A 12963-nucleotide genomic window follows, 5' to 3' on the forward strand; every position below is an offset into this window, starting at 1 on the left:
CCTCAGCCGTTGGGCCCTACTGTCGCGACGATAGTCACTTGCTTGTTGTCAGGAATTTCCTGATAAGCCAAAACGTGCAAATTCGGCACTGCCAGGCGTCCAAACCGCGACAACATCGCGCGGACCGGGCCTGCCACCAGCAGAATCACTGGGTGGCCCTGCATTTCCTGGCGCTGAGCGGCTTCGATCAACGAACGCTGCAGCTTTTCAGCCATGCTTGGCTCCAGCAGAACGCCTTCTTCCTGGCCTTGTCCGGCCTTCTGAATACTATTGAGCAATATCTGTTCCAACCTTGGCTCCAAGGTGATCACAGGCAGCTCAGACTCAACCCCTACAATGCTTTGCACGATTGCGCGGGACAACCCGACGCGCACCGCCGCCACCAGCGCGGCAGTATCTTGACTCTTAGCGGCATTGTTAGCGATGGCCTCGGCAATGCTGCGAATGTCGCGTACCGGCACCTGTTCGGCGAGCAACGCCTGCAACACCTTGAGCAATTGCGACAGCGACAACACACCCGGCACCAGCTCTTCGGCCAATTTTGGCGAGGCTTTGGCCAGCAAACCCATCAATTGCTGGACTTCCTCATGGCCGATCAGCTCGTGGGAGTGCTTGTACAGAATCTGGTTAAGGTGGGTGGCGACCACCGTGCTGGCGTCGACCACGGTGTACCCCAGCGATTGCGCCTGGCTGCGCTGGCTGACTTCGATCCACACCGCTTCCAGGCCAAAAGCCGGATCTTTGGCGGTGATGCCGTTGAGCGTGCCGAAGACTTGACCGGGGTTGATCGCCAGTTCGCGGTCGGGGTAAATCTCGGCTTCGGCGAGGATCACGCCCATCAGGGTCAGGCGGTAGGCGCTGGGTGCCAGGTCGAGGTTGTCGCGGATATGCACGGTGGGCATCAAGAAGCCCAGGTCTTGGGACAGCTTCTTACGCACGCCCTTGATCCGCGCGAGCAATTGCCCACCTTGGTTGCGGTCCACCAGCGGAATCAGGCGGTAGCCGACTTCCAGGCCGATCATGTCGATCGGGGTTACGTCGTCCCAGCCCAGCTCCTTGGTTTCCTGGGTGCGGGCCGGGGATGGCAGCAACTCCTGCTGACGCGCGACCTCCTGCAACGCTTGAACCTTGACGGCGTTTTGCTTTTTCCAGAACAGGTAGGCGCCGCCACCGGCCAGGGCCGCCATGGTCAGGAATGATACGTGGGGCATGCCCGGCACGATGCCCATGATCGCCATGATGCCGGCCGCCACGGCCAGGGCCTTGGGCGATGCGAACATCTGCCGGCTGATCTGCTTGCCCATGTCTTCGGAGCCCGAAGCACGGGTGACCATGATGGCCGCCGCTGTGGATAACAACAGTGATGGCAATTGCGCCACTAAACCGTCACCGATGGTCAGCAAGGCGTACACCCTGCCCGCATCGCCGAAGGTCATGCCGTGTTGGAAGATGCCGACGGCTATCCCGCCGATCAAGTTGATGAACAGAATCAACAGGCCGGCGATGGCATCACCGCGTACGAATTTGCTGGCACCGTCCATGGAGCCGTAGAACTCGGCTTCCTGGGCGACTTCCAGGCGACGGGATTTGGCTTGGTTCTGGTCGATCAGGCCGGCATTGAGGTCGGCGTCGATCGCCATTTGCTTGCCGGGCATGGCGTCGAGGGTAAACCGCGCGCTCACCTCAGAAATCCGCCCGGCGCCCTTGGTCACCACCACGAAGTTGATGATCATCAGGATCGCAAACACCACGATACCGACCACGTAGTTACCGCCGATCACCACCTCACCGAAGGCCTGGATCACCTTACCGGCGGCGGCGTGGCCGTCCTGGCCGTGGAGCATGACCACCCGCGTGGACGCCACGTTCAGCGCCAGGCGCAGCAGGGTTGCGATCAACAGAATGGTGGGGAACACCGCGAAATCCAACGGCCGCAGGGCGTAGACGCAGACCAGCAGCACGACGACAGACAGGGCGATGTTGAAGGTGAAAAACACGTCGAGCAGGAACGGCGGCATCGGCAACATCATCATTGCCAGCATCACCAGCAGCAACAACGGCACACCCAGGTTGCCCCGCGACAAGTCAGTCAGGGTGCCACGGGCCGTGTTGAGCATTTGAGAGCGATCTACCACCGGTATTCCTCGTGTTCCTTGAAGCAAAGTTTTGACGCTGTGAGGCGTCCTGGAAGCGGTATTGCAAGAAGCCTTCCAACTTTGGATTCAGGCCGACGATCGTCGCGTGGGAACCGATTCAAGGGTGGGAGCTGGCTTGCCTGCGATTGCGTGTGCCGATGCGGTGTGCCAGTCACCTCAAGGGCCAGCCATGAGTCAGTCATCGCAGGCAAGCCAGCTCCCACATTTGGATCTGTGTACATCTGCTGCCATTGAGGAAATTTCCGACAGGGTTTTAAGGTTGCCCCTAGGAAACTCGCTCTCTAGTCTCCGTACACCGCTGCAACCGCAGCGGCCGGGCGTCGCGGCCCGGTTTACTACGGAGCAAAAGCACCTTCAGCTTCACAATGATCAAACCCACCCCAAATCCCCCGCCCACCGTACTCTTCACCCTCATCGACAACATCAGCAGCGAAGACCTGCTGGTCAACCTCACCGAAACCCTGGCTTCCGCCCACGCCCTGACCTGCGACTTCGCCTTTGACCTGGAAGGCACACAGCGAGAAGGCGCGCTGGGCATTGCGCAGTTGATTGAAGTGGGGCGATTGTTGGCTGAGCGATTGCTGGATGACAGGGAGCCGTCACGCGAGGCCCAACCGGGCAAACTCTAGGTAGGATCAACAGACTGATCGTTCCCACGCGGGAGCGTGGAAATGATCATAGAGCCTTCACATTCTCAGCCTGCAGCCCTTTTGGCCCCTGGGCAGTGTCGAACTCTACCTCTTGTTGCTCTTCCAACGTTTTGAACCCAGCCGCTGTGATTGCCGAATAATGGACGAAAACATCCGGGCTCCCATCGTTAGGCGTAATAAAACCAAAGCCCTTTTCCGCGTTAAACCACTTCACTTTGCCTTTTGCCATTGCCGTTCTCCTGACTTCGCGTTCGAGACCCCGTACGCACGTCGCTAAATAATCTTGATATGGAACGCGAAGATGCCCGTGGGCCGATGAATCCTCGCGAATTGCACGCGCTGGCCATTTTTCAGCCAACGCTCACCCGCAGTGAAGGCCGTGCAATGGGTACTGTCAAAGTTACCAGGTAAGGCCAGACTTTAGACAAATGGTAGGGGCAAACCCTGGGTATCCCGCTGGCTGTTATGCCGCCATTGCGGGCAAGCCCTGCGCCCGCAGGGGAATGCGCTCAAGGGTGGGAGCCGGGCGTGCCCGCGATAGCGTTGGCGCAGGATGGCTCAGGAATCGCGACGTAAATCCGGCGGAATCGGCAGGTCTTTCAGGGGGTCAGGCCGCTTGCCCTTGCCCGCGCGGTATTGGCGGATCTGATAGACGTACGCCAACACCTGCGCCACCGCCAAGTACAACCCGGCAGGAATTTCCTGGTCCAGGTCAGTGGAATAGAAGATCGACCGCGCCAGTTCCGGAGACTCCAGCAACAGAATGTCGTTTGCCACGGCAATTTCGCGGATTTTCAGCGCGGTAAAGTCGCTGCCCTTAGCCAGCAACATCGGCGCGCCGCCCTTCTCCGGGTCGTACTTGAGCGCCACGGCGTAGTGGGTCGGGTTGGTGATGACCACGTCGGCGTCCGGCACCGCCGCCATCATCTTGCGCTGGGACATTTCCCGCTGCAGTTGGCGAATGCGTTGCTTGACCTCCGGGCGGCCCTCTTGGTCCTTGTGCTCATCGCGCACTTCCTGCTTGGTCATCAGCAGCTTCTTGTGGCTCTCCCACAGCTGGATCGGCGCATCCACAGCGGCAATCAGGATCAGCCCGAGGGCCATCCACAGCGCACTCCAGCCCACCACTTGCACGCTATGAATGATTGCTGACTCCAGCGGCTCATGAGCGATGCGCAGCAGGTCGTCGATGTCGGAGGTCAGCACCACCATGGCCACAAACAGAATCAGGATGAATTTGGCCAGCGCCTTGAGCAATTCCATCAGGGCCTTGGCCGAAAACATGCGCTTGAGGCCGGCGCCCGGGTTCATACGGCTGAATTTGGGCGCCATGCTGCCCGCAGCAAACAGCCAGCCGCCAAGGGCGACCGGGCCGATCAGCGCCGCCAGCAGTAAGGTGATCAGGATCGGCTGTACCGCCAGGAGCGCTATTTTCCCCGAATGCAGCAGGTATTGACCCATGGCGTCGGGGTTGAGCAACACCTCACGCGGCAAGGCGAAGTTGTGTTTCATCAACTCCATCAGGTCCAGCGCCAAACCACCGCCATAAATCAGCAAGGCACCGGCACCGGCCATCATGGTCGCGAAGGTATTGAGTTCTTTAGAGCGCGCAATCTCGCCCTTTTCCCTGGAGTCCTTTTTACGTTTCTCCGTGGGGTCTTCTGTTTTGTCCTGACCACTCTCGCTCTCGGCCATGGCTTAGCGCGCCCGTGCCAGATCACGTAAGAACTGCAAGGCGTCGGTCGCCAGCGGTTGATACTGATTGAGAATGTCAGCCAAGCCGACCCAGAAAATCCCCATGCCCAACACCAGGGTCAACGGGAAACCAATCGAAAAAATGTTCAGCTGCGGCGCCGCACGGGTCATCACCCCGAACGCGATATTGACCACCAGCAGCGCGGTGATCGCCGGCAGCACCAGCAACAATGAGGCGCCCATGACCCAACTGAGACGCCCTACCAGTTCCCAGAAATGACTGACCACCAACCCTGAGCCGACCGGCAAGGTGGTGAAGCTTTCGGTCATCACCTCGAACGCCACCAAGTGGCCGTTCATGGCCAGGAACAGCAAGGTCACCAGCATGGTCAGGAATTGCCCGATCACCGCCGCCGACACGCCGTTGGTGGGGTCGACCATAGAGGCGAAGCCCATGCCCATCTGCACCGAGATGATTTGCCCGGCAATCACAAACGCCTGGAAGAACAACGTCAGCGAGAAGCCCAACAGCGCGCCGATCAGGATCTGCTCGGCAATCAGCAGCAATGCACTCAAGTCCAGGGCGTTTACCGGCGGCATCGGCGGCAGTCCGGGCACGATCACCACGGTAATCGCGAAGGCGAAATACAGACGAATGCGCCGTGGCACCAAGGTTGTACCGAACACCGGCATGGTCATCAGCACCGCCGTGACGCGGAACATCGGCAGGATGAAAGACGCCACCCAGGTACTGATCTGGGTGTCGGTCAACGCCAACAAAGACTGCATCGGCTCAGCCGATCAACTGCGGAATACTGCCGTACAGCTGCAGGATGTATTCCATAAAGGTTTGCACCAGCCACGGGCCAGCGACAATAAGAGTGATCAGCATCACCAGCAAACGCGGAAGGAAGCTCAAGGTCTGTTCGTTGATCTGGGTGGCGGCCTGGAACATCGCCACCAGCAGGCCGACCAACAGGCTCGGCACCACCAGCACGGCGACCATCATGGTGGTCAGCCACAGCGCTTCACGGAACAGGTCGACGGCTACTTCTGGAGTCATGGCGCTACACTCCGCCGAAACTGCTGGCCAGCGTGCCGATAATCAGCGCCCAACCGTCCACCAGCACAAACAGCATGATCTTGAACGGCAGCGAAATAATCAGCGGCGACAGCATCATCATACCCATGGCCATCAGCACGCTCGCCACCACCAAGTCGATGATCAGGAACGGGATGAAGATCATAAAGCCGATCTGGAACGCGGTCTTCAATTCGGAGGTGACAAACGCCGGCACCAGGATGGTCAGCGGCGCCTGATCCGGGGTGGCGATGTCGGTGCGCTTGGACAGGCGCATAAACAGCTCAAGGTCGCTGGAACGGGTCTGCGACAGCATGAAGTCCTTGATCGGGCCTTGGGCCTTGTCGATCGCGTCCTGGGCGCTGAGTTTCTCGGCCAGGTACGGTTGCAGGGCTTGCTGGTTCACCTTATCGAACACCGGCGCCATGATGAACAGCGTCAAAAACAAGGCCATGCCAGTCAGGATCTGGTTCGACGGCGTCTGCTGCAGGCCCAAAGCCTGACGCAGAATCGAGAACACGATGATGATCCGCGTAAAGCTGGTCATCAGCATGACAAACGCCGGGATAAAACTCAGCGCGGTCATGATCAGCAGGATCTGCAGACTGACCGAGTATTCCTGAGCGCCGGCAGCGTTGGTACCCAGCGTGATCGCCGGGATCGACAACGGGTCGGCCGCAAACGCCGACGGCGCGGCCAGCAACAGCATGAGCGTCAATAAAACGCGCATTACTTCTTATCCTTCTGATCCTTGCCCAGCAATTCCATCAGGCGCTGAGCGAATTCTGGCGTGGCACCCTCGGTCTTGGCCACCTCCACCGGCGACTTGAGCACGTGCAGCGGGGTGATGCGGCCGGGCGTGATACCCAGCAGAATCTGTTCCTCACCGACTTGCACCAGCACCAGCCGATCACGCGGGCCAAGGGCACGCGAACCGATCATCTCGATGACCTGGCCATCGCCCGGGCCGATGCGCTGCACGCGGCGCATCAACCAGGCCAGCACGAAAATCAACCCGACCACCAGCAACAGCCCCAGCACCAGCTGGGTCAGTTGCCCGCCGATGCCACTGCTGACGACAGGCGCCGCAGCCGTCGCTTGCGCAATCGGCTCAGCCGCCAGGGCGCTCAATGGCAGCGCCAGAAAAAGTCCCGCCATCGAATACTTCATATCAGCGCAGCTTCTTGATGCGTTCGCTCGGGCTGATCACGTCCGTCAGGCGGATGCCGAACTTCTCGTTGACCACCACCACCTCGCCATGGGCGATCAGCGTGCCGTTGACCAGCACGTCCAACGGCTCACCCGCCAGGCGATCCAGCTCGATCACCGAGCCTTGGTTGAGCTGCAACAGGTTGCGGATGTTGATGTCGGTGCTGCCCACTTCCATGGAAATCGACACCGGAATGTCGAGGATCACATCCAGGTTCGGGCCGTCGAGGGACACCGGGTCGTTGTTCTTCGGCACGCTGCCGAATTCTTCCATCGGCATGCGGTTACCGGCCGGCGCGGTGGCGGCATCGGCGGCCAACAGCGCGTCAATATCGTCTTGGCCGACATCGCCGGTTTCTTCCAGGGCCGCAGCCCATTCGTCAGCCAGGGCCTGGTCTTCGGCGGAAGTGTTTTCGTGTTCGGTAGCCATTACATGTCCTCGGCGAAGCAGCTTTCATAAATAGGGGTGCAACAGTAGCGGCGTTTCAGCGACGGTTAATCGGTTCGATCACTTGCAACGCCAGGTTGCCTTTGTGCGAACCCAGCTTGACCTTGAACGACGGCACGCCGCTGGCACGCATGATCAGTTCTTCCGGCAACTCGACGGGAATGATGTCCCCCGGCTGCATATGCAAAATATCGCGCAAACGCAGCTGGCGACGGGCCACGGTGGCGCTCAGGGGTACGTCGACGTCGAGCAGGTCTTCGCGCAAGGCCTTGACCCAGCGTTCGTCCTGGTCGTCCAGGTCGGACTGGAAACCGGCGTCGAGCATCTCGCGCACCGGCTCGATCATCGAGTACGGCATGGTCACGTGCAGGTCGCCACCACCGCCATCGAGTTCGATGTGGAAGGTGGACACCACAATGGCTTCGCTGGGGCCAACGATGTTGGCCATGGCCGGGTTCACTTCCGAGTTGATGTACTCGAAATTGACTTCCATGATCGCCTGCCAGGCTTCCTTCAAGTCGATGAAGGCCTGCTCCAGCACCATGCGCACCACCCGCAACTCGGTGGGGGTGAACTCACGGCCTTCGATCTTGGCGTGACGGCCGTCGCCGCCGAAGAAGTTGTCCACCAGCTTGAACACCAGCTTGGCGTCGAGGATGAACAGCGCGGTGCCGCGCAACGGCTTGATCTTGACCAGGTTGAGGCTGGTGGGCACGTACAGCGAGTGCACGTACTCGCCGAACTTCATCACCTGCACACCGCCCACCGCCACGTCCGCCGAGCGGCGCAGCATGTTGAACATGCTGATACGGGTGTAGCGGGCGAAACGTTCGTTGATCATCTCCAGCGTCGGCATGCGTCCACGGACGATGCGATCCTGGCTGGTCAGGTCATAACTTTTGACGCTGCCGGGCTCGGCAGCCATTTCGGTCTGTACCAGACCATCGTCGACACCATGCAACAGCGCGTCGATTTCATCCTGGGACAGCAGGTCTTGCACGGCCATGTCGTGATCCTACTGCAATACGAAGTTAGTGAAGAGCGCCTGCTCGACCACGACTTTGCCGAGCTCTTTCTGGGACACTTCCTGCACGCTGGCAGTGACCTTCTGGCGCAGCATTTCCTGGCCGACCGGGGTGGCCAGGCTGTCGAAGCTCTGCCCGGAGAACAGCATCACCAGGTTGTTGCGAATCACCGGCATGTGCACTTTGAGCGCATCCAGGTCCGCCTGGTTACGCGCCAGCAAGGTGATGCTCACCTGCAGGTAGCGTTGACGCCCATTTTGGTTGAAGTTGGCCACAAAGGCCGGAAGCATCGGCTCGAAGATTGCCGGTTGCTTGACGTTACTGGCGGTTTCGGCGGCGGGTGCCGGTTTGCTCGCGCTGCTGTGCATGATGTACCAGGTGCCGCCAACCGAGGCGCCGATGGCCAGGAGCAGGCCCAGCACAATCAACAGGATAAGCTTGAGCTTGCCCTTGCTTGCGGGTGGTGTTGCTGCGTCGTCGCTCTTCGCCATGCCAATAATCCGTCACTATTCGGGGATTCATAGATCTACGGAAAGGCAAGAGCAAGTGTTATGCCAGAGTTGTCTGGTAATTCGGGAAGAGCGAACACTACAAAACAAATGTGGGAGCTGGCTTGCCTGCGATAGCGGTGGGTCAGTTGGAATTTCTGTGACTGATACACCGTATCGCAGAACTCCCACATTTTGATCTTCATAAGGCTGAAATCAGGCGTAGTAATCAACCGCGCTGGAGCCCACGACGGTCTGGGTCACCGGCGCGACGGCCGCTGCCACTTCAGCATGATCACCGCCATCACCCCGCCCACCGCCACCACTCACACCGCGCGCCTGGTTCTGCTGCTGTTGCTCCTGACCTTGCCCCTGCCAGCCACGGGACTGGTCGGACACATTCACGTCAACCTGCCCCATGCCTTGCTGGGCAAACATCTCGCGCAGGCGGCCGGACTGGCTTTCCAGCGCTTCACGCACCACGGCGTGGCCACTCATGAAGGTGACCTGGGCCTGTTGGTCCGCCGCCATGTTGACCTTGATATCCAGGCGCCCCAGCTCAGCCGGCTGCAACTGGATCTCTGCCGACTTGAGGTTGGCGCTGGACAGGTACATCACGCGGTTGACCACTTCTTCGGTCCAGCCGCTCTGGTGCATGGCCAACGGCGCATTCGCCACCGGCGGCAAGGCATTCGCGGTTTTCGGCGTGGCGGCCTGTGTCAGCGCAGCCAGGCGGTTGGCGAAATCATCGACGCGGGTGTCACTCCTGGCGTCTTTCAGATCCTTGAGGCCGCCTTCGATCAGCCCGCTGAAGGCCTTGTCGCCGCCCTGGTCAGTGCTGTCTTTGGTGGCTTGCTGGTCGACCATATTGGCAAGGCCGGCAGCGAAGCTCTGTGCAGCGGTCGGCTGGTCCTGAGACGTCGGGGCGGCCTTCTGCGGCGTCTGGCTGCTGGCCGAGACGTGACCGCCCTGCTCCATCGCCAGGCGCACGGCCGGCATCGAGTCCAGCGGGTCGGCGTCAGGGTCGAAGGCAGGCTGCTTGACCTCATCCGTCGCCACAACAACCGGCAACGCCTTGTCGTCCTTGGCGGCTACAGGTGCCGGCGTTTCCACGGGGACAGGCACGGCAACCGGGGTGACGGTGGCAATCACTGCCGGGTCGACGACGGGGTCAACCGGGGGTTGTTGCGCCAGGGATGGGTCGGTGGGCTTGTCGTCGTCACTGCTGGCGTCGTCGGATTTAGTCGGCGATTTGGCAGGCAAGGGATTGCCGCTATCGGCAACGGCTGGCTTACTGGCGGCAGGCTTGTCGTTGCTGGAAACGGGCTTGGAGTTGGTGTCCGGCGACTTGTCACGCGTGACTTTGGCCGGGGCGTCGTCGATCTTCAGCGTCGGTTTCGGGCTTTGATTTGCAAACACTTGAGCGAAGCCAGGCCCCTTGTCTCGCGGGCTCGCAGCCGCTACTGGGGGCGTAGAGACAGACGCTTGAGGCTTGGCCGCAGGGGCAGCCTGAAGGAGCGAATTCGGGGCGACTGGCATAGGTAAAGGTCTCCACTGCATTGGGGGTCGGGGATGCAGTATTGGGAGATAGAGCAAGAGTCGGGCCAGATTACACTTCGCAGGCAAATGACTCGCTTAATGGCCGACTCATACAACGGCCGCACCAAAGCAAACTCATGATCAATCTGATCAACCAACGCCCCAAGGTCCGCCGTCGACTGGCCCGATTCAGCTTCCAAGCGCTGACACAACTGTGCCAACCGTACCGCCCCAAGGTTGCCGCTGCTGCCTTTGAAGCTGTGCGCAATCTGCCCCAACGCCTTGGCATCATCGCGCGCTTTGCGCAACGCCTCGACACGCTTCTGCGAATCGTCCAGAAAGGTATCGAGCAGCTTGGGATACTCGCTCTCCATAACCTCCTGCAAACCCGACAACACATCAGGGTCCAAATGAATCTCTGCCACTTGTTCGCTCCTTGATCAAGAATCGGCGGATTATGCCAGAGCCCCCCAGCAAAACTCCACGCATACGCTACGCCCGCCATCCGACCAGCGTACATTGCTGCTCAACTGCCGCACCAGGCTCAAGCCCCGGCCAGACAGACGGTCGATATCCAGCGGCCGCGCCAACACCTGTTCCACGTCAAACCCAAGACCACTGTCCTCGATACGCAGCGTCATTGTGCCGCCAGTGCCCGTCGGCACGACCTGCACATGCACACGCACATAACCGCTGCTCAATTGCCCCAGCCGCTCATTGCGCTGGCGGTAATAGTCGGCGAACCCCTGTGCATCGCGCTTGAGCCGCGAATCCAACCCCAGTACCCCATGCTCCAGTGCATTGGAATACAACTCGGCCATCACACTGTAAAGCGCCCCGCTCTGCTCACGCATGCCATGAATTTCCAGCAACAATTGCAGCAGATACGGCAACGGGTTGTAGCTTTTGAGGGTCTGCGCGCGGAACTCGAAACTCACCGACCAGTCCAGCGGGCACGACTGCCCGCTGTCGGCATATATCGGCTCGGCCGCCCGCAACGGCTGGCCGGCCTGCAAGGTGATCTCGACCATGCTGACGTCATCCCGCGCCTGGCCACGAAACGCCGCCAGTGCCAGTTCGATATCTTCGAACAAGCGATCAGGCTCACGGTTGGCCGCGAACACCTGCTGCAAGCGCTCGGCGCCGAACAGCTGGTCATTGGCATTAGCGGTGTCCAGCACGCCATCGGAGAGCAAAAACACACGGTCGCCCAAGGCCATGGGCCAGACTTCGGTGCTGTCATCAAACCTCTCGGCCGAGAGCACACCTAACGGCAAGTGCCGCGACACCAACGGCGTACGCTTGCCCGTGGCGACTTCATGCACATAACCTTCGGGCATGCCGCCGTTCCACACCTCCACCACACGCCGCTGGGCACTCAGGCCTATCAGGGTGGCGCAGCAGAACATGTCCACCGGCAGGATGCGCTTGAGCTTGGCGTTCATCTCGCGCAGGGTCTGCGCCAGGCCGTAGCCCTTGGCGGTCATGCCGTAGAACACTTCCGCCAGGGGCATGGCACCGACGGCGGCAGGCAGGCCGTGCCCAGTAAAGTCACCAAGCAGCACGTGCATGTCACCGGAGGGCGTGTATGCCGCCAGCAGCAGGTCGCCGTTAAACAGCGCATAGGGCGATTGCAGGTAGCGAATGTTCGGCGCCGCGTTGATACAGCCCGAATGCGCCACCTTGTCGAACACCGCCTTAGCCGCGCGCTGCTCATGCAGCAGGTAATCGTGGTGCTTGGCGATCAGGTCACGCTGCTGCAACACCGTGGCTTGCAGGCGGCGCAGGCGGTCCATGGCGTTGATCTTCGCCGCCAGGATCACTTGGTTGTAGGGCTTGGGCAGGAAGTCATCGCCGCCGGCATCCAGGCATTGGGCCAGGGCTTCGCTCTCGCGCAGCGAGGTGAGGAAGATGATCGGCACCAGTGCTTCCCCGGCAAGCTGCTTGATGCGCCGCGCGGCTTCAAAGCCGTCCATCACCGGCATCAGCGCGTCCATCAACACCAGTTGCGGGCGCTCGCGGGTAAACACCTCGACGGCCTGCGCGCCGTCGGCGGCGGTGAGCACCTGATGACCCTGGCGCCGAATGATGGTCGACAGCAACAGCAAATCGGCAGCGCTGTCTTCGGCGATCAGGATCGTCAGCGGTTCGAGAACCGGGGCCAGGGTGCTCAACTGATGTCGAACAGTTTGTCGAAGTTAGAGATGGCGAGAATCTTACGCACATCGGAGTTGCTGTTGATCACCTGCACTTCGGCATTATCGCCACCGGCATGGTCACGCAACAGCAGGAGCATGCCTAAGGCGGAGCTGTCCATGTAAGTGGTGTCTTTCAAGTCCACCACGTAGACCTCGGGCACCTTGTAGAACCGCTCGTAGGCATCACGAAAGGCTTGGTGGCTACCGAAATCGAACCGCCCCGTGACGGTGATCATCAACTTCGTCCCATCCAGGGATACTTCTGATTCGACTGACATACGACTGCTTCCTTGTCATTGGCAATATGCAACAAGGTTTAGCAGGTGAACCGGGTATGGGCAACACAGACGACCAAATGTGGGAGCTGGCTTGCCTGCGATAGCATCACTGCGGTGTGCCTGATCCACCTCGGTGCCTGTATCCGGCGATCCACCTCGGTGCCTGTATCGCGGGCAAGCCCGACGCCCACAGTGG

The 12963-nt window shown here is 60.3% G+C and carries 14 protein-coding genes and 1 pseudogene; 1 reads left to right on the forward strand and 14 read right to left on the reverse strand.

Translation table 11 applies throughout. The annotated features are described in order from the left end of the window. Nucleotides 1-2: 2 nt before the first annotated feature. Nucleotides 3-2117, reverse strand: a complete 2115-nt coding sequence (gene flhA, locus GJU48_RS16505) for a flagellar biosynthesis protein FlhA (RefSeq protein ID WP_094950758.1) — start codon at nucleotides 2115-2117, stop codon at nucleotides 3-5. 404 nt (nucleotides 2118-2521) lie between these two features. Between flhA and GJU48_RS16510 the strand changes: the two genes are divergently transcribed. Next, nucleotides 2522-2785 (forward strand): DUF6124 family protein, encoded by a 264-nt coding sequence (locus GJU48_RS16510; protein ID WP_094950757.1) that lies wholly within the window; start codon nucleotides 2522-2524, stop codon nucleotides 2783-2785. Nucleotides 2786-2831: 46 nt separating this feature from the next. Here the strand turns inward: GJU48_RS16510 and GJU48_RS16515 are convergent, their stop codons facing one another. The 13 genes and pseudogenes from GJU48_RS16515 to GJU48_RS16575 all read right to left on the reverse strand — a co-directional run bounded on the left by GJU48_RS16515 (nucleotide 2832) and on the right by GJU48_RS16575 (nucleotide 12767). Then, the gene (locus GJU48_RS16515) at nucleotides 2832-3035 is read right to left on the reverse strand and encodes a cold-shock protein (RefSeq protein ID WP_094950756.1); all 204 of its coding nucleotides are present in this window, start codon (nucleotides 3033-3035) and stop codon (nucleotides 2832-2834) included. Between the two features lie 329 nt (nucleotides 3036-3364). Beyond that, complete coding sequence (flhB, locus tag GJU48_RS16520) at nucleotides 3365-4501, reverse strand: flagellar biosynthesis protein FlhB (protein WP_094950753.1); 1137 nt, start codon at nucleotides 4499-4501, stop codon at nucleotides 3365-3367. A gap of 3 nt (nucleotides 4502-4504) precedes the next feature. Further along, nucleotides 4505-5290 carry a flagellar biosynthetic protein FliR gene (gene fliR, locus GJU48_RS16525; protein WP_094950752.1) on the reverse strand — a complete coding sequence of 262 codons (786 nt, stop codon included), beginning with the start codon at nucleotides 5288-5290 and terminating at the stop codon, nucleotides 4505-4507. A gap of 4 nt (nucleotides 5291-5294) precedes the next feature. After that, on the reverse strand, nucleotides 5295-5564 hold the full coding sequence (gene fliQ / locus GJU48_RS16530; protein ID WP_003214552.1) for a flagellar biosynthesis protein FliQ: 270 nt from the start codon (nucleotides 5562-5564) through the stop codon (nucleotides 5295-5297). 4 nt (nucleotides 5565-5568) lie between these two features. Further along, the gene (gene fliP, locus GJU48_RS16535) at nucleotides 5569-6312 is read right to left on the reverse strand and encodes a flagellar type III secretion system pore protein FliP (RefSeq protein WP_094950751.1); all 744 of its coding nucleotides are present in this window, start codon (nucleotides 6310-6312) and stop codon (nucleotides 5569-5571) included. Continuing rightward, nucleotides 6312-6752, reverse strand: coding sequence for a flagellar biosynthetic protein FliO (fliO, locus tag GJU48_RS16540; RefSeq protein ID WP_094950750.1), 441 nt, complete (start codon nucleotides 6750-6752; stop codon nucleotides 6312-6314). Before fliO ends, fliP begins: the two co-directional genes overlap by 1 nt. A 1-nt stretch (nucleotide 6753) precedes the next feature. Further along, nucleotides 6754-7221 carry a flagellar motor switch protein FliN gene (fliN, locus tag GJU48_RS16545; RefSeq protein WP_094950749.1) on the reverse strand — a complete coding sequence of 156 codons (468 nt, stop codon included), beginning with the start codon at nucleotides 7219-7221 and terminating at the stop codon, nucleotides 6754-6756. Nucleotides 7222-7276: 55 nt separating this feature from the next. Then, on the reverse strand, nucleotides 7277-8245 hold the full coding sequence (gene fliM, locus GJU48_RS16550; protein WP_094950748.1) for a flagellar motor switch protein FliM: 969 nt from the start codon (nucleotides 8243-8245) through the stop codon (nucleotides 7277-7279). Between the two features lie 9 nt (nucleotides 8246-8254). Beyond that, complete coding sequence (gene fliL, locus GJU48_RS16555) at nucleotides 8255-8755, reverse strand: flagellar basal body-associated protein FliL (RefSeq protein WP_094950747.1); 501 nt, start codon at nucleotides 8753-8755, stop codon at nucleotides 8255-8257. A 213-nt stretch (nucleotides 8756-8968) separates the two neighbouring features. Continuing rightward, nucleotides 8969-10291, reverse strand: coding sequence for a flagellar hook-length control protein FliK (locus GJU48_RS16560; RefSeq protein WP_094953910.1), 1323 nt, complete (start codon nucleotides 10289-10291; stop codon nucleotides 8969-8971). 92 nt (nucleotides 10292-10383) lie between these two features. Then, nucleotides 10384-10716: pseudogene (locus GJU48_RS16565) on the reverse strand (Hpt domain-containing protein); the annotation flags it as partial. Nucleotides 10717-10746: 30 nt separating this feature from the next. Next, nucleotides 10747-12465 carry a fused response regulator/phosphatase gene (locus GJU48_RS16570; RefSeq protein ID WP_094951619.1) on the reverse strand — a complete coding sequence of 573 codons (1719 nt, stop codon included), beginning with the start codon at nucleotides 12463-12465 and terminating at the stop codon, nucleotides 10747-10749. Next, nucleotides 12462-12767 carry an STAS domain-containing protein gene (locus tag GJU48_RS16575; RefSeq protein WP_094951618.1) on the reverse strand — a complete coding sequence of 102 codons (306 nt, stop codon included), beginning with the start codon at nucleotides 12765-12767 and terminating at the stop codon, nucleotides 12462-12464. The genes GJU48_RS16570 and GJU48_RS16575 overlap by 4 nt, the downstream gene beginning before the upstream one ends. Nucleotides 12768-12963: the final 196 nt, after the last annotated feature.

It is taken from the genome of Pseudomonas sp. IB20, from assembly GCF_009707325.1.
Classification (GTDB): Bacteria; Pseudomonadota; Gammaproteobacteria; order Pseudomonadales; family Pseudomonadaceae; genus Aquipseudomonas.